General features: G+C 68.7%; 14 protein-coding genes. 9 read left to right on the top strand and 5 right to left on the bottom strand.

The genetic code is table 11. From position 1 onward, the window contains the following. Positions 1-21: 21 nt before the first annotated feature. The 5 genes from ACGFIQ_RS20695 to pdxT all read left to right on the top strand — a co-directional run bounded on the left by ACGFIQ_RS20695 (position 22) and on the right by pdxT (position 4,431). On the top strand, positions 22-954 hold the full coding sequence (locus ACGFIQ_RS20695) for a phosphatidylinositol mannoside acyltransferase (protein ID WP_393245811.1): 933 nt from the start codon (positions 22-24) through the stop codon (positions 952-954). Between the two features lie 58 nt (positions 955-1,012). Further along, the gene (locus ACGFIQ_RS20690; RefSeq protein WP_393245809.1) at positions 1,013-2,173 is read left to right on the top strand and encodes a glycosyltransferase family 4 protein; all 1,161 of its coding nucleotides are present in this window, start codon (positions 1,013-1,015) and stop codon (positions 2,171-2,173) included. A gap of 84 nt (positions 2,174-2,257) precedes the next feature. Continuing rightward, positions 2,258-2,761, top strand: coding sequence for a hypothetical protein (locus ACGFIQ_RS20685; protein WP_393245807.1), 504 nt, complete (start codon positions 2,258-2,260; stop codon positions 2,759-2,761). Between the two features lie 141 nt (positions 2,762-2,902). Further along, positions 2,903-3,820 carry a pyridoxal 5'-phosphate synthase lyase subunit PdxS gene (pdxS, locus tag ACGFIQ_RS20680; RefSeq protein ID WP_393245805.1) on the top strand — a complete coding sequence of 306 codons (918 nt, stop codon included), beginning with the start codon at positions 2,903-2,905 and terminating at the stop codon, positions 3,818-3,820. 2 nt (positions 3,821-3,822) lie between these two features. Next, positions 3,823-4,431 (top strand): pyridoxal 5'-phosphate synthase glutaminase subunit PdxT, encoded by a 609-nt coding sequence (gene pdxT / locus ACGFIQ_RS20675; protein ID WP_393245803.1) that lies wholly within the window; start codon positions 3,823-3,825, stop codon positions 4,429-4,431. A gap of 8 nt (positions 4,432-4,439) precedes the next feature. Here the strand turns inward: pdxT and ACGFIQ_RS20670 are convergent, their stop codons facing one another. Further along, a complete protein-coding gene (locus ACGFIQ_RS20670) occupies positions 4,440-5,291 on the bottom strand; it encodes a helix-turn-helix transcriptional regulator (protein ID WP_393246026.1) in 852 nt (283 codons plus the stop codon). 104 nt (positions 5,292-5,395) lie between these two features. Here ACGFIQ_RS20670 and ACGFIQ_RS20665 point away from each other — a divergent pair, with 104 nt between their 5' ends. Both ACGFIQ_RS20665 and ACGFIQ_RS20660 read left to right on the top strand, forming a co-directional pair. Continuing rightward, positions 5,396-6,055, top strand: coding sequence for an NADPH-dependent FMN reductase (locus tag ACGFIQ_RS20665; RefSeq protein ID WP_393245801.1), 660 nt, complete (start codon positions 5,396-5,398; stop codon positions 6,053-6,055). A 274-nt stretch (positions 6,056-6,329) separates the two neighbouring features. After that, positions 6,330-7,082, top strand: coding sequence for a YebC/PmpR family DNA-binding transcriptional regulator (locus ACGFIQ_RS20660; RefSeq protein ID WP_393245799.1), 753 nt, complete (start codon positions 6,330-6,332; stop codon positions 7,080-7,082). A gap of 88 nt (positions 7,083-7,170) precedes the next feature. Here ACGFIQ_RS20660 and ACGFIQ_RS20655 read toward each other — a convergent pair whose 3' ends face one another. Beyond that, the gene (locus ACGFIQ_RS20655) at positions 7,171-7,443 is read right to left on the bottom strand and encodes a hypothetical protein (protein ID WP_393245797.1); all 273 of its coding nucleotides are present in this window, start codon (positions 7,441-7,443) and stop codon (positions 7,171-7,173) included. A gap of 567 nt (positions 7,444-8,010) precedes the next feature. Here ACGFIQ_RS20655 and ACGFIQ_RS20650 point away from each other — a divergent pair. Then, a complete protein-coding gene (locus tag ACGFIQ_RS20650; protein WP_393246024.1) occupies positions 8,011-8,829 on the top strand; it encodes a helix-turn-helix domain-containing protein in 819 nt (272 codons plus the stop codon). Further along, the gene (locus ACGFIQ_RS20645; protein ID WP_393245796.1) at positions 8,822-9,019 is read left to right on the top strand and encodes a DUF397 domain-containing protein; all 198 of its coding nucleotides are present in this window, start codon (positions 8,822-8,824) and stop codon (positions 9,017-9,019) included. Before ACGFIQ_RS20650 ends, ACGFIQ_RS20645 begins: the two co-directional genes overlap by 8 nt. Before the next feature lie 124 nt (positions 9,020-9,143). On the opposite strand, the gene ACGFIQ_RS20640 is transcribed toward ACGFIQ_RS20645, so the two are convergent. The 3 genes from ACGFIQ_RS20640 to ACGFIQ_RS20630 form a co-directional block, all read right to left on the bottom strand. After that, positions 9,144-9,293: a hypothetical protein gene (locus ACGFIQ_RS20640; protein ID WP_393246042.1), complete on the bottom strand. Its 150-nt coding sequence runs from the start codon at positions 9,291-9,293 to the stop codon at positions 9,144-9,146. 67 nt (positions 9,294-9,360) lie between these two features. After that, positions 9,361-10,836 (bottom strand): RICIN domain-containing protein, encoded by a 1,476-nt coding sequence (locus tag ACGFIQ_RS20635; protein ID WP_393245794.1) that lies wholly within the window; start codon positions 10,834-10,836, stop codon positions 9,361-9,363. 103 nt (positions 10,837-10,939) lie between these two features. After that, positions 10,940-14,074 carry an RICIN domain-containing protein gene (locus ACGFIQ_RS20630; RefSeq protein ID WP_393245792.1) on the bottom strand — a complete coding sequence of 1,045 codons (3,135 nt, stop codon included), beginning with the start codon at positions 14,072-14,074 and terminating at the stop codon, positions 10,940-10,942. Positions 14,075-14,215: the final 141 nt, after the last annotated feature.

Here is a 14,215-nt window from a genome sequence, read left to right as displayed (position 1 = left end):
GACGACCGGCGGCCGGGCCGCGTGAACCTCACCGAGCTGGGCTACGTCGCCGGGTGGCGGGTGGTCCGCGCGCTACCCCGGCCGTTGGTGGCGGCGGCGTTCCAGGCGGGCGCCGACCGCGCCCACCGCCGCCCCGGCGGGGGTACGGCCCGACTGCGCGCGAACCTGCGCCGGGTGGTCGGGCCGGAGCTGCCCGAGGCCGAGCTGGACGATCTCGTCAGGCGCGGGCTCCGCTCGTACGCCCGGTACTGGATGGAGGCGTTCCGGCTGCCCGCGTTGAGCCGGGCGCAGATCATGGCCGGCTTCCGACTCGACGGCGCGGAGTTGCTCGCCGCCGACGTGGCCGCCGGCCGGGGCGCCGTGGTGGCGCTGCCGCACGCCGGTAACTGGGACGCGGCGGGCGCCTGGGTGGCGACCAACGGCTGGCCGATCACCACGGTCATGGAACGGCTCAAACCCGACGGCGTGTACAAGCGTTTCATGGCCTTCCGGGCGGGTCTGGGGATGGAGATCCTGCCGACCCACGGCGGGCCGCGTCCGACGTTCGACGTGCTGCTGGAGCGCCTACGTGCCGGTGCGGTGGTGCCGTTGCTGGCCGACCGGGACCTCTCCGCCCGCGGGGTGGAGGTGGACTTCTTCGGCGGGAAGACCCGGATGCCGGGCGGGCCGGCGTTGCTCGCCCTGCACACCGGTGCGCCGCTCTACGTGGCCTCGATGTGGTACGAATCGGATGCGGCGTGTGCGTCGCTCGCCGGCCCGCTGCCGGTGCCGGGGCCCGAGGCGGGGCCACTTGACCAGCGGGTCCGTTCGCTGACCCAGCTGATCGCCGACGGTCTGGCGGCGGGCATCGCCCGGCATCCGGAAGACTGGCACATGTTGCAGCGGATGTGGCTGGACCAGCGGGGGTCGGGGGACGGCACGGCGCTGTCCTCGTCGGCTCCCGATCGGGCCTGAGGAGGTGGGGGGCACGGTGGGACGGTGTTCCGCGGTCGTGGGCGGGAGGCGCTGACGCATGCGGATCGGCATCGTGTGCCCGTACTCCTTCGATGTCCCCGGCGGCGTGCAGAACCACGTGATGGACCTGGCCGAGGCGCTGATCGCGCTCGGCCACGAGGTCAGCGTGCTCGCACCTGCCGACGAGGACTCGCCGCTGCCGGAGTACGTGGTGTCCGCCGGTCGTGCCGTGCCGCTGCCGTACAACGGCTCGGTGGCCCGGATCGCGTTCGGGCCGGTCTCCACCGCCCGGGTCAGGCGTTGGATCATCAACGGCGACTTCGACGTGCTGCACGTGCACGAGCCGCTCACGCTGAGCCTGTCCCTGCTGGCCGTGCTCTCCGCGCGCGGCCCGGTGGTGGCCACGTTCCACACCGCGATGACCCGGTCCCGGGTCCTCGCCGCCGCGCAGGGTGTCCTCCAGATCGTGTTGGAGCGGATCACCGCCCGGATCGCGGTCAGTGCCCTGGCCCGCAAGGTGCAGGTCGAGCACATGGACGGCGGCGCGGTGGAGATCCCCAACGGGGTGGCGGTGGCCAAGTTCGCCGACGCCGAACCGTTGCCGGGCTGGCCGGGGGAGTGCGCCCCGGGCACCGGCGGCACCCTGGGCTTCCTGGGCCGCTTCACCGAGGCGCGCAAGGGCTTCCCGGTGTTGCGCGACGCGTTCGTGGCGTTGGCCGCCACCCGGCCCGGGTTGCGGTTGCTCGTCGCCGGCCCGGGGGACCCGGACGACCTGTACGACCAGTTCCCGGCCGAGTTGCACGAGCGGGTCACGTTCCTCGGGCTGGTCACCGAACCGGACAAGGCGCGGATGCTGCGCAGCGTGCACCTCTACGTGGCACCGAACACCGGCGGCGAGTCGTTCGGCATGATCCTCACCGAGGCGTTGGCCGCGGGCACCACGGTGATCGCCAGCGACCTGGACGCGTTCCGGCGGGTGCTCGACGGCGGGCGCGCCGGTCGGCTCTTTCCCACAGGTGACCCGGTGGGGCTGCGCGACGCGGTGACCGAGTTGCTGGACGATCCGGCCGGGCGGGCCACGTTGAGCGCGTGCGGCGATCAGGTGGTGGCGAATTTCGACTGGCCGGTGGTTGCCCGCCGCGTTCTGGAGGTATACGCAGCGGCGATCGAGGCAACCGACGGGCGGGTCATCGACCAGGAGTGGGTGGGGCTGGGCTGAGCCGGTGTGACGCATGGTGCGGACGACGACCGGAGCGACCGGTGTGGCCGCGCCCAATCGGAGGCGGAACGGAGCAGCACTACGATGCCGCACATGTGGTGGGTGGTGGCCGCGATCGTGGTCGTGGGGCTGGTCGGGGCGTACCTCATCTGGACCGCCGGCCGGGTGCAGCGGTTGCAGGGCCGCGCGGAGCTGGCGGCCCGGGCTCTCGACGCCCACCTGCTGCGCCGCGCCGCGGCGGCGGCCGTGCTGGCCGAGCGGCGCTTCGGTGTCGAGCTGTACGCGGCTGCCCGCATCGCCCTGGACGCCGGCCCGGACGAGCGGGAGGCGGCGGAGAACGACCTGACCCGGCAGTTGCGGGTGGTCCAGTTGGATCCGGGCGATCCGGACTGTGGGGCGGTCATCGCCGCCAGTCGCCGGCTCGCGCTGTCCCGGCAGGTGCACACCGATCTGGTGCGGGACGCCCGTTCGGCGCGTAGCCGTCCGCTGGTGCGGGTGTTGCGGATGGGGCGGGGTCGGGAGTGGCCGCGTTACTTCGACATCGACGACCCGACCCTCACGGTGCCGGCGGACGTCCCCACGAGCTGACCCGGGCGGTCGCCCGCGGGAGCCGGTGATCAGGGCCACAGTGCAGGCCACCGGGGGTCTGATTGGCTGTCGGTACGGCGTTGGTCCGCGCGTAGCATCTTCGCTGTCACCCCCCAGAGCACGTCCAAGGAGCGATGACCCGTGCCCGAAAACACCGTCTCGAACCCCGGTACGGCCCCCGTCGTCGGCACCGCCCGCGTGAAGCGCGGCATGGCCGAGATGCTCAAGGGCGGCGTGATCATGGATGTGGTCAACGCCGAGCAGGCCAAGATCGCTGAGGACGCCGGCGCGGTCGCGGTGATGGCCCTGGAGCGGGTGCCCGCCGACATCCGCGCGCAGGGCGGGGTGTCCCGGATGAGCGACCCCGACATGATCGACGGGATCATCGAGGCGGTCTCCATCCCGGTGATGGCCAAGGCCCGCATCGGTCACTTCGTGGAGGCGCGGATCCTCCAGTCGTTGGGCGTGGACTACGTCGACGAGTCCGAGGTGCTGACCCCGGCCGACTACGCGAACCACATCGACAAGTGGGCGTTCACGGTGCCCTTCGTGTGTGGCGCGACGAACCTGGGCGAGGCGCTGCGGCGGATCACCGAGGGTGCGGCCATGATCCGCTCCAAGGGCGAGGCGGGCACCGGCGACGTCTCCAACGCCACCACCCACATGCGGAAGATCCGCCAGGAGATCGCCCGGTTGGCCTCGCTGCCGGCCGACGAGCTGTACGTCGCGGCCAAGGAGTTGCAGGCCCCGTACGAGCTGGTCAAGGAGGTCGCCGAGAGCGGCAAGCTGCCGGTCGTGCTGTTCACCGCGGGCGGGATCGCCACCCCGGCCGACGCGGCCATGATGATGCAGCTCGGCGCCGAGGGTGTGTTCGTGGGTTCCGGCATCTTCAAGGCGGGCAACCCGGCGCAGCGGGCCGCCGCGATCGTCAAGGCCACCACCTTCCACGACGACCCGGACGTGCTGGCGAAGGTCTCCCGTGGTCTCGGCGAGGCCATGGTCGGCATCAACGTCGACGAGATCCCGCAGCCGCACCGCCTGGCCGAGCGGGGTTGGTAGACATGGGCGCGCCCACCATCGGTGTGCTCGCGCTCCAGGGGGATGTCCGCGAGCACGTGGCGGCGTTGGCGGCGGCGGGCGCGGACGCCCGCCCGGTCCGCCGTCCGGCGGAGCTGGACGCGGTGGACGGCCTGGTCGTTCCCGGCGGCGAGTCCACCACCATCAGCAAACTCGCCGACATCTTCGAGATGCGCGAGCCGATCGACAAGCGGATCGCCGACGGCATGCCGGTCTACGGCTCCTGCGCTGGCATGATCATGCTGGCGACCGAGGTGCTCGACGGTCGATCCGACCAGCGGGGCTTCGCCGGCATCGACATGACCGTCCGGCGCAACGCGTTCGGCCGGCAGGTCGACTCGTTCGAGGCGCCGGTGACCATCACCGGCGTGCCGGGTGAGCCGTTCCACGCGGTCTTCATCCGCGCACCGTGGGTCGAGCGGGTCGGCGCCGGCGTCCAGGTGATCGGCTCGGTGGCCGGCGGGCCGGCGGCCGACCGGATCGTGGCGGTCCGGCAGGGCAACCTGCTGGCCACCTCGTTCCACCCGGAGCTGACCGGTGACCTGCGCGTGCACGCGTACTTCGTGGATCTGGTCCGCAACGCCTCGGCGTGAGGCGTCGCTCAGCCGACGACCGCGCGCAGGTGCCCCGGACGGCGGCCCGCCAACCCGTCCAGCGCGGTCGCCGTGGCGGCGTCGGCGGGCAACTGCACCACCAGCCGCTGCGGGTCGGCCTCGGCCAGCTCCAGCGTCTCGACGTCGAGGCGCAGCAGCCCCGCCTCCGGGTGGCGCACCGTCAGCAGGCCGGCCCGCGCGGCGGTCACCGGTCGCCGCCGCCAGCGGTCGGTGAACGGCGCTCCCACCGTTCGGGCCAACCGCTCGGCGAACGCGTCGCTGGCCGGGTCGCCCCGGCGCAGCAGGTGCAGCTGCGCGACCTGCTGGTCGGCCACCGCCGACCAGTGCGGGTAGTGCTCGCGGGCCCGCTCGTCGGTCAGCACGAACCAGACCAGGTTCGGTCGCGACCCGTCCAGCAGGCCGAGCGGGCGGGCCAGCCGATCGAACGGGTCGTTCCAGGCCAGCACGTCGCCGAGCCGGTTGAGCACGTACGCCGGGGTGTCGCGCAGCGCGTCGAGCATGGCGCGGACCGTTGGCCGTACGGTGCGGGAAACCCTCGGCCGGTCGCCCGAGCACAGGTGTCGGGCGTGCTGGGCCGAGGCGAGCTGCCGCAGGTGTTCCCGGTCGGCGCTGTCCAGGCGCAGCGCGTCGGCGAGCGCGGCGAGGATCTCCGGCGACGGCCGGGTGTCGCGGCCCTGCTCCAGCCGGGTTAGATACTCCACACTGACCTGCGCCAACGTCGCCAGCTCGGCCCGGCGCAGCCCCGGGGTGCGTCGGCGCGGCCCCTCGGCGAGACCGACGTCGGCCGGCTGCCGTGCCTCGCGGCGACTGCGCAGGAACGCGCCCAGCTCTCCGTCCATCACCGAGCCAGTCTGGCAGCCGGCGCCGGCCGGTGGGTGGCCCTGGCAGGGCCATCCTCGCGGCGGTCTCCCCGACCCGTCCCGTCGGCCACAGGATCGTGGTCATGACAAACGCACAGAGCACCGGACCGCTGCGGATCGGTCTGATCGTGGGCAGCACCCGTCCCGGCCGGCGCGGCGCGGCGATCGCCAGGTGGGCGATGGAGGTGGCCGAACGGCACGAGGCGGTACGCGCCGGGGACGCCGTCTGCACGCTCGTCGACCTCGCGGAGCAGGAGTTGCCACTGCTCGACGAGCCGGTGCCGGCGCTGTTCGGCGACTACCGGCACCCGCACACCCGGCGGTGGGCGGCGGTGGTGGACGCCTGCGACGCCTTCGTCTTCGTCACCCCGGACTACAACCGCTCGATCCCGGCCGCCCTCAAGAACGGGATCGACTACCTGTACGCGGAGTGGACCGACAAGGTGGCCGGGGTGCTGAGCTACGGCGTGCAGGGTGGCAACCGGGCGGCCGACCACCTGCGGGCGATTCTGACCGAGGTACGGACGGTGGTGGTGCCGACCGGAGTGGCCCTGTCGATCTTCACCGACTTCGACTTCACCGGGGCCGACCCGGGTGACCGGACCGCCGGCCGGTTCGCGCCGGGTGACGGCCGGGAGACGGAGCTTTCCACCATGCTCGCCGAGGTCGTGACCTGGTCCCGAGCGCTGCGTCCGGTCGACCCGGCACGGGTGGCGGCCGGCACCGCGGAGCTGGTGGGCTGAGATGGAGACCATGCTGATCCGGTACCGGGTCGTACGGATTCGTGATGTGACTCCGTTTCCCCGCGTATGCCCGATTCGGGTGGGCGTGGGGAGGTCGCCGCGCGCGGTGCATGACAGCGACCCGGGGGACGTCGGTAGGATTGCGGGGATTCGGCAGGGCCATCTGCCCGCTACGGCTTCCACCAGAGCTGACCGGCACCTCCGCGTGCGCCGGCGGGAGCGGGGCGTGAGCGGTGCGGTCGATGCAGCCGGCGGCTAGCAACGGAGGTAGAAGATGTCCGGCCACTCAAAGTGGGCGACGACCAAGCACAAGAAGGCCGTCATCGACGCCAAGCGCGGCAAGATGTTCGCCAAGCTGATCAAGAACGTCGAGGTGGCCGCGCGGATCGGCGGCGGTGACCCCACCGGCAACCCGACGCTCTACGACGCCATCCAGAAGGCGAAGAAGAGCTCGGTGCCGAACGACAACATCGACCGTGCCGTCAAGCGCGGCTCCGGCCTGGAGGCCGGCGGCGCCGACTGGCAGACGATCATGTATGAGGGGTACGGCCCGAACGGCGTGGCCATGCTCATCGAGTGCCTCACCGACAACCGCAACCGGGCGGCGACCGAGGTGCGCACCGCGCTGACCCGCAACGGCGGTTCGCTCGCCGACGCCGGCTCGGTGTCGTACATGTTCTCCCGCAAGGGCGTGGTGATCGTCCCCAAGGAGGGCACCAGCGAGGACGACGTGATGCTGGCCGTCCTCGACGCCGGCGCCGAGGAGGTCAACGACCTCGGTGAGGCGTACGAGGTGGTCTCCGAGCCGACCGACCTGGTCGCCGTGCGGACCGCGCTCCAGGACGCCGGCATCGAGTACGAGTCGGCCGAGTCCTCCCTCGTCCCCAGCATGAACATCCCGCTGGACGAGGAGGGCGCCCGCAAGATCTTCAAGCTGATCGACGTGCTCGAAGACTGCGACGACGTGCAGAACGTCTACGCCAACTTCGACGTCAGCGACGACGTGATGGCAGCGGTCGACGCCTGAGCCTGTCGAGGCGAGCAAGGTACGGCCGAGTTCCGGGAGATGCAGCAGCGGGCCCCAGCCTCACACCGAGGCTGGGGCTCCCCTGCGTCTAGCCAACCTTGAGCGGTTTCCTGGCTGGAGGCTTGCGCCCGGCGGGGGTTGGCCTCGGTGGTGAAGGTGGCACGTACGTCACGTGCTCAGGCATCAGGAACAGGGAGCGTCGGGCTATCGCGTCGCCCTTGTCGTCGAGCTGGTAGCAGTCAACCCAGCACCAACCGTCGTAGGTGATCCAGTCGAGTTTCCTGATGACTCGGACGGTGATGGGGATCATGAACTGAACGCTTGCGGCCCGGTCGAGCCGGAGCAGGTCACCGGCCTTCATCCGACCTTCCTCGCACGCCAGACCTTCAACGTCCTGCCTGCTTCGCTCAGCCTGGGGCAGAAGCCGACGGGCGTGCAGCTAGGGCAACGTCTGCGGTTGTGAAGGTCGACGGTGAACCCCGCCATGATCACGGTGAAAGGCGGTTCGGGCCAATACTCCTCAAGCATCGTGCCGCCCGTCTCGCTGGTTGCGACGCTTGAGCACGTGCCGTCTGGTGCTGGCCTCGTCCGGCTTCTCCCGTGGCGCGGGAGAAACGCACGCTACGGGCTGATAGGCAGAACGTTCAACAACGTCGATCGGTTCGGATGGTCGCTGAAACCACTTCCAACGGCGCATGGCTGGGCCTACCGGGATCGTGGCGACTGGGCTATCCACCAGCCACAATCCGATACACGGGACATAGATGCAACGTCTCAGCACAACACGCCCGGAAAAACATTGACATCAACGAAACTGGTGCACAGAGTGTGTCTCAAGTGATCTGACCCGACTGCTCCAAAATGAGATTGGAGGAAGTTCCAGGTGACTGAGGCAGGCTCGACTGTGCCGCGTAGACAGCTTGGACGGATGCTTCGGCTAGCTCGGGAGCAAGCGCGGATGACTCTGGAGGGCGCAGCCCGAGATCTTGAATGGTCCCGAGCGAAGATGTACCGCATCGAGGGTGGGCACACATCGATGCGATCCCACGACGTACGAACGATGTGCTCTCTGTACGGGGCTGAGCCGGACATGGTCGAAGTCATGGTCAGTCTCGCCAAGGAGAGCAAGGCCAAGGGTTGGTGGCACAGCTACGCCGACCAAATCCCTGAGTGGTTTGAGCTGTACGTGGGGTTGGAGTCGGCAGCTAGCAGACTGCGGCAGTACGAGCCAGCGCTGATTCCTGGCCTCCTCCAGACACCCGAGTACGCCCGGAAGGTCTTCAACACCAGCCCTGGTGTCACGCCTGAGCAGGTAGAACGTGACGTGGCGCTACGGATGGAGCGACAGCAACTCCTGAGCCGTCGCCGCCCAGCGCCACCGTTGCTTGAGGTGATCCTTGAGGAGGTGGCGCTGCGTCGGGCTACCCCCGACATGCCGGCACAGCTTGAGGCGCTTGAGAGGGCCAGCCGGCAGCGTGGGGTACGGGTCCGCATCGTGCCTACGGGCGTGGGGCTGCACAGTGCCAGCAGGGCTGGCAGCTTCGTCATACTGGACTTCGGCACTCCCACTGCTCGGGCGGCTGAGCCGAGCACGGTCTACAGCGAATCCCTGACGGGCGCGTTATACCTAGACAAGCCCGCTGAGGTGGATGCGTACGCTGGAGCATGGTCAGAGCTGGTCGCGCTGGCGCTGACCGAAGAAGAGTCACGGAAGTTGATGCACGATCTCAGGGAGAGTCATGCGTGACCTGACTGACGCCATCTGGCGCAAGAGCACTCGTAGCGGGAACCAGGGCAACTGCGTCGAAGTTGCCGACAACCTGCCTGGCGTGGTCGGTGTACGGGACAGCAAGAACATCACGGGTCCGGCCCTGATGTTCGGCCCCGACCAGTGGCAGACCTTTATTGGCGGACTCCGGGCTGATGCCCTGAGCTGACCGCGCTCCGGAGAGGACGACCTACCAGGGTGCTCCGGCTAACGACTCCAGACGCAAAGAAACCCCCTGCCCGAGATGGGTGGGGGGTTTCGCTTATTCAATTCCGAGAATGGCCCTCGGTGGGCTAGAGCCACCTCTCGTCATCACCGATTCCCTCATCTTCCAGGTCGGCGCGGAGGCCGGGGGCGGCGCCGTAGACCTCGTCGCCGGTCACCCACCCGAACGGGACACCGGCGTTCAACGCTGTGGCACGTTCCCACGCCTGCGTGCTCACGATTGTCGACAGTCGGGTGTGGCAGACCGTGCCGCACGGTCTGCCACACCGCCTCGGTGAGCCCCGGTCAGACCGCGGTTCTTGTCCAGCGCTGGTTGTTGGCGCTTCCGCAGGTCCATTGCTGGATGTCCACGCCGTCTCCGGTCCCTGACTGGTACACGTCCAGACACTTGCCGCTGTGCCGGGCCACGAGCCGGAAGTTGCTACCCTGGGACTGCCATTGCCACTGCTGGTTTTGGCCGTTGCCGCACGTCCACTGGACGATGTTCGCGCCGTCTGCGGTGGAGGCGGAGGCGACGTCGAGGCACTTGCCGCTGTTCTGGTTGACGATGCGGAAGTAGCCGCTACCGGCGTCCTCGAAGCGCCACTTCTGGTTGCTGCCGCCCAGGTAGCTCCATTGCTTGACCTCGGCGCTGTCGGCCGTGGACTGCCCGATCACGTCCATCGCCTTGCCGCTGTTGATGTTGTTGATCCGGTAGTGGGTTCCCGAGGGCGGGGGCGTCGTCGGGTCGCCGCCGCCGATGGTGTCGCCCCACGCGTACCGGATCCGGTCCGCGCCGGAGGTGTTGCGGATGGTCAGGTTGAGGTTGGTGCCGCTGCCGGTGAGGGCGAACATCGAGTACCAGTCGTGACCGGAGCCGGAGTTCTTGCCGCCGATGGCGGGCCAGTAGGTGCCGCCCATCTGGTTGTCACGCATGACCTGAGCCATGGCGCGGATGTGGCGCACGAAGTTGTCGGTGCTGTTCGCGTCGGCGTAGTTGAGGCCGTTGTCCATGGGCCCGCCGAACTCGGTCGCGACCGCCCGGGAGGCACAGTTGCCCAGACGCGTCTGCATGTGACTTCGCCAGGCGTCGTAGGTCATCGAGCCGTAGAAGAAGGCGTAGTGGTGGAAGGACAGCAGGGTCGAGTTGAAGCGGCTGTCGTTGCAGATGTCGCGCAGGTCCTGGCTTGCGCCGGTGCCGCCGATGAGCACCCGGCTCGGCGGGGCCGAGCGGTGGGTGCTGAGCCAGTTGGCCGCGATGTCGCGCCACTGTGCCGAGCTGTAACCGCCCGGCTCGTTCATTGGCTCGAAGTACACGTTGGTGTTCGAGCCGTAGGCGCTGGTCACGCTGGACCACATGGTGTTCCACGCGGCGAGGTTCGCGATCCTCGCGCCGGAGTTGTGGTCCGTCCAGAAGGCGAGGATGACCTTGAATCCACGGGCGGTAGCGGCGTCAATGGCGCCCCGGTAGGCGTTCCACCAGGTGGTGTTGGCCACTGTCTGAGTGTTGATCGGCAGCCGGACGGTGTTGATCCCCATCGTGGAGGCCATGTCGTCGTAGAGGGCGTTGGCCTTGGCCTGCACTGTCGCGTAGCTGTCGGATTGGCTCAGGCCCTGCACGACGAGCGGGCTGGTGCTGAAGTTGTCACCCAGTTGAGCCCAGTTCATGCCTCTGAACTGGTTGGTGGCGGCAGCGGCTGGGCCGGCGGTAGCGGTGATGGCGATTGCCGCCGCGGCAGCCGTGGTCGCCATCACCGCACCGGTGGCCACGAGCCTGGCCATTCGCGACAGGGGGCGGCTGAACATGGCAGGTCGCATATGCGTCGTCCTTTCTGTTGGGGGACGGGACGATGCAGGTCCTATTGGCCGTCCGGCGCGACCGGCATCACGGCCGGACGGCCCCGACGGCATCCACGACGAGAGTGCCGCTGCGTACCATGATCTCCACGGTGTGCGTGCCGGCGCTGAGGTTGCGCAGGGCGTACGTCTGATAGAACTCGGGAGAGGCGAGCGTGCTCGCTGCGGAGTTGACCACCGTGCCGTCCACCTTGACCTGCAGGACGGCCGAGCCGTTGTTCGGCCCGAGGATGTCCAGTCCGGTGCCGGCGAACGTGTAGGTCAGCGTCGAGCCGCTTCCCTGGCTGGTGGACAGGCTTCGCTGAACGTTGTACATGCCCTTACCGTTTTCGTGCGCCCAGGACCCGCCGTACACCAGCTTCCTCGCGGGCGGGTTGGCCAGGTCGGACATCTCCAGGTTGTCCAGCACCTCGGAGTAGTACGGCGGGCTTCCGTCGACCGTCTCCACCCGGAGGTTGTCGAACCGGGTGAAGTAGTAGCCGCTGCCCAGCGTGATCCGGCCGGACAGCTTGGGATTCGGGTCGGTGTAGGTGGCCAGTGTGACGCCGTCGAGGTAGGCGGTCACCGTGCTTCCGGCGCCCTTCAGCGCGATGTTGTGCCACGCGTTGTGAGCGGTGTTGAACCCAGCGATCCGCACGCCGCCGGCGCCGCTGACCACGTTGCCGCTGGCGACCGCGTTGTTGTTGACCAGCAACTGCCAGCCCCCGTCGAAGGTGAACCTCACCGAGTACGGCGCACCGTTGTCACCGTGCTGCTCGCGGATGCCCAGCCGGGCGTGGTTGGCGCCGTTCTGGGTGCTGCTGTTCTCGAAGGAGACGTCGACACTGGCCTTGTAGTTGAGCCACCGGCTGTCACCGATCCTGGTGACCGCGTCCCCTCCGTTCCACGCACCGCCCAGGCCCTGGGTCGGGCCGTCCAACTGCTGGCGCAGCACGTAATTGGTCGATCCGTCCGGCTGGTACGCCTCGAAGGCGCCGTTGCGGTCGCTGGCGTAGCGCGGGATGACGCTCTTGGCGCCGCCACGCGAGGTGATGAAGTCCTCCGTGCCCGTGATGGTGCCGCCACTGCCGATCACCGGGACCGTCTTGCCGGAGTAGTCGAAGCCGTCGGCGTAGAGGATGTTGTCGCTGGTGCTCTGCACGTCGCCGGAGATGTCGGTGTCCAGCACGGTGCGCTGGCCCTCCACCGGCAGGGGTTCCAGGTACTCGGGCTTGGTGTGGTTGGCCAGCGTCGTCACGGTGACGACCGAGTTCGGCCTGACCGTCACGGAGTACACCCCGCCGCCATCGGCCGGGACGCTGCCGAGGTGCTTCAGGTAGTTGGCGTTGAACGCCTGGCCGGGGTCGGCCGCGCGGGTTTCCCACAGCTGTAGGGCCGGAGTGCCGGAGTAGGCCATGTTCACCGGCTGGAGGCGGTACGACTGGGTGTACTCGCTGTCGTTCATGAAGACCGTGGAGAAGTTGCGCCTGTCGGGCGCGGCGAGCGTGAGATAGCTGGGCGTGCCGTTGCGTCCGACCACCGGGTTCGTTCCGGTCGCTCCGGTATAGCTGGATTCGGGGACGGCGCGCCAGATACCTGCCGTGTTGCTGGGGTTCTCCCAGCCGGTCTTGGCGAACCAGCTGAAGTGCCGCAGCACGTCGATGGCGGCGTCGTAGTGCAGCCAGCCCGACCAGGGATCACGGGCGCTGACGACCTCCTTGTAGGAGTACTGCCCACCCTCGTAGAAGGACCCGATGGCCGGTTGGTAGATGAAGTTGGTCCGGCGCGAGTTGACGAATCCCTTGATGATGGTGTTTCCCATCTCCAGCGCACTGTTGGTGCCGCCGATGCCGGTTCCGACCACCGATGGGGACCGCATGTTGTTGTTGGGGCGGGAGGCGGAATTGCCGAAGGTCGCCTGTGCTTCGCTGTTCCAGATCTCCTTGTCGTAGTCCATCGCCAGGCGCTTGAAGTTGCCGGCGCCGTCGTCGTCGGGGCTGTAGTGGTAGCCGGCCGCCGCCACCACGTCGCGCAGGCCGGCGTCGCTGATCATGCTGCCGCCGAACGACCCGACACCGACCTCGTCGGAGATGACGACCTTGAGCTGGTTGTACCGGGATTGCTCTGTCGAGTTGGCGAAGTCGGCACTGTCGGTCCTGACCCGGTTGGCATAGGTCTTGGTCCAGTTCAGGTCCGCCCCGCGCTCGTTGAGACCCGGGTTGACGTAGTCGACCATGAACCCGTAGGTCCGGTACGCGCTCAGGATGGTCTTCTTGAACCAGGTGTAGACCTTGTCGTTGCTGTTCACCCAGCCGGGGGAGTTCCAGCGCAGCAGGGACACCTTGACGTTCGGGTTGACCTTCTTCGCGTCGGCCGCGAGTTGGAAGCCCTGCGCACGCTTGACGTTGGGGGTCTCGGACTCCCAACGCATGGTCGAGGGGTCCGGTCCGGTGGAGTTGTTGCGGTCGTTGCCCATCTCGATCTTCACGTTGGTGAAGACCGGACTCTCCCCACCGAAGAGGACCCGCAGCAGCTGCGCGTACGCGGTCGGGCTCTGGGCCTTGTAATCCATCAGCAACTCGCTGGTGCTGTTGGCGCTGAGCGCACCGAAGCCCTTGAACGTCAGGCCGTTGACGTTGCCGGCGCGGATGTTGTTGCCGTCCACCGTGATCGTGCCCGGTCCCGGAGTCGACACGTCAGTGACGATCCACTGCTGGTTGGTGCTGCCGCTGTTCGCGTACTGGACGAGGTTGGCGCCGTCGGACGTGCTGCCCCCGCCATCCAGGTACAGCCCGTTGGCCCGGTTCCTGAACTTGACGTAGCCGCCGGAGTCCTCCCGGATCCACTGCTGGTTGGGGCTGCCGCTGTCACTCCACTGGCCGCAGATGGATCCGCCAGTCGTGCGGCCCATCCCGTCCAGGTACAGGCCGGTGGCCCGATTCCTGATCCGGACGTAGTCGCCGGCGGCATCGATCGTCCACTGCTGGTTGTCGCTGGACGACGAGGAATACTGGCCGACTGCGGCGCCGTTGGTGGTCCGGCCCATGCCGTCGATGAACTTGCCGGTGGCCCGGTTGCCCAGTTTGACGTAGGAGGCGGCGGCTTCCACGGTGAGGCCCACTGGCGTGGCTGCGACAGGCATGGCTACCAGGTACGTCAGGGCAAGCGCTACGACCGACAGCATGCTCAGCGCGGTGGGCCTGACACGGGCACGGCGCGAGCGGGCTACTCCCGGAGTCTGCCGAGGCGGAGCGGATCGAGGGCTGGTCATGAGATCTCCAGTCAACCGGTCAGGGTGTGGCAGGCGACGCCTCGGACTCACCGG

It is taken from the genome of Micromonospora sp. NPDC048898 (genome assembly GCF_043198035.1).
GTDB lineage: Bacteria > Actinomycetota > Actinomycetes > Mycobacteriales > Micromonosporaceae > Micromonospora.
The sequence above is the reverse complement of the archived record's forward strand: the minus strand, read 5'-3'. Positions and strand labels throughout refer to the sequence as shown.

What these genes read in the sequence shown, in the direction of transcription:
- ACGFIQ_RS20650 (WP_393246024.1), top strand. Translation starts at nt 8,011, where the DNA reads ATGCTTCGGCTAGCTCGGGAGCAAGCGCGGATGACTCTGGAGGGCGCA.
- ACGFIQ_RS20690 (WP_393245809.1), top strand. Translation starts at nt 1,013, where the DNA reads ATGCGGATCGGCATCGTGTGCCCGTACTCCTTCGATGTCCCCGGCGGC.
- ACGFIQ_RS20665 (WP_393245801.1), top strand. Translation starts at nt 5,396, where the DNA reads ATGACAAACGCACAGAGCACCGGACCGCTGCGGATCGGTCTGATCGTG.
- ACGFIQ_RS20635 (WP_393245794.1), bottom strand. Translation starts at nt 10,836, where the DNA reads ATGGCCAGGCTCGTGGCCACCGGTGCGGTGATGGCGACCACGGCTGCC.
- ACGFIQ_RS20685 (WP_393245807.1), top strand. Translation starts at nt 2,258, where the DNA reads ATGCCGCACATGTGGTGGGTGGTGGCCGCGATCGTGGTCGTGGGGCTG.
- pdxT (WP_393245803.1), top strand. Translation starts at nt 3,823, where the DNA reads ATGGGCGCGCCCACCATCGGTGTGCTCGCGCTCCAGGGGGATGTCCGC.
- ACGFIQ_RS20645 (WP_393245796.1), top strand. Translation starts at nt 8,822, where the DNA reads ATGCGTGACCTGACTGACGCCATCTGGCGCAAGAGCACTCGTAGCGGG.
- ACGFIQ_RS20670 (WP_393246026.1), bottom strand. Translation starts at nt 5,291, where the DNA reads ATGGACGGAGAGCTGGGCGCGTTCCTGCGCAGTCGCCGCGAGGCACGG.
- ACGFIQ_RS20655 (WP_393245797.1), bottom strand. Translation starts at nt 7,443, where the DNA reads ATGAAGGCCGGTGACCTGCTCCGGCTCGACCGGGCCGCAAGCGTTCAG.
- ACGFIQ_RS20630 (WP_393245792.1), bottom strand. Translation starts at nt 14,074, where the DNA reads ATGCTGTCGGTCGTAGCGCTTGCCCTGACGTACCTGGTAGCCATGCCT.
- ACGFIQ_RS20660 (WP_393245799.1), top strand. Translation starts at nt 6,330, where the DNA reads ATGTCCGGCCACTCAAAGTGGGCGACGACCAAGCACAAGAAGGCCGTC.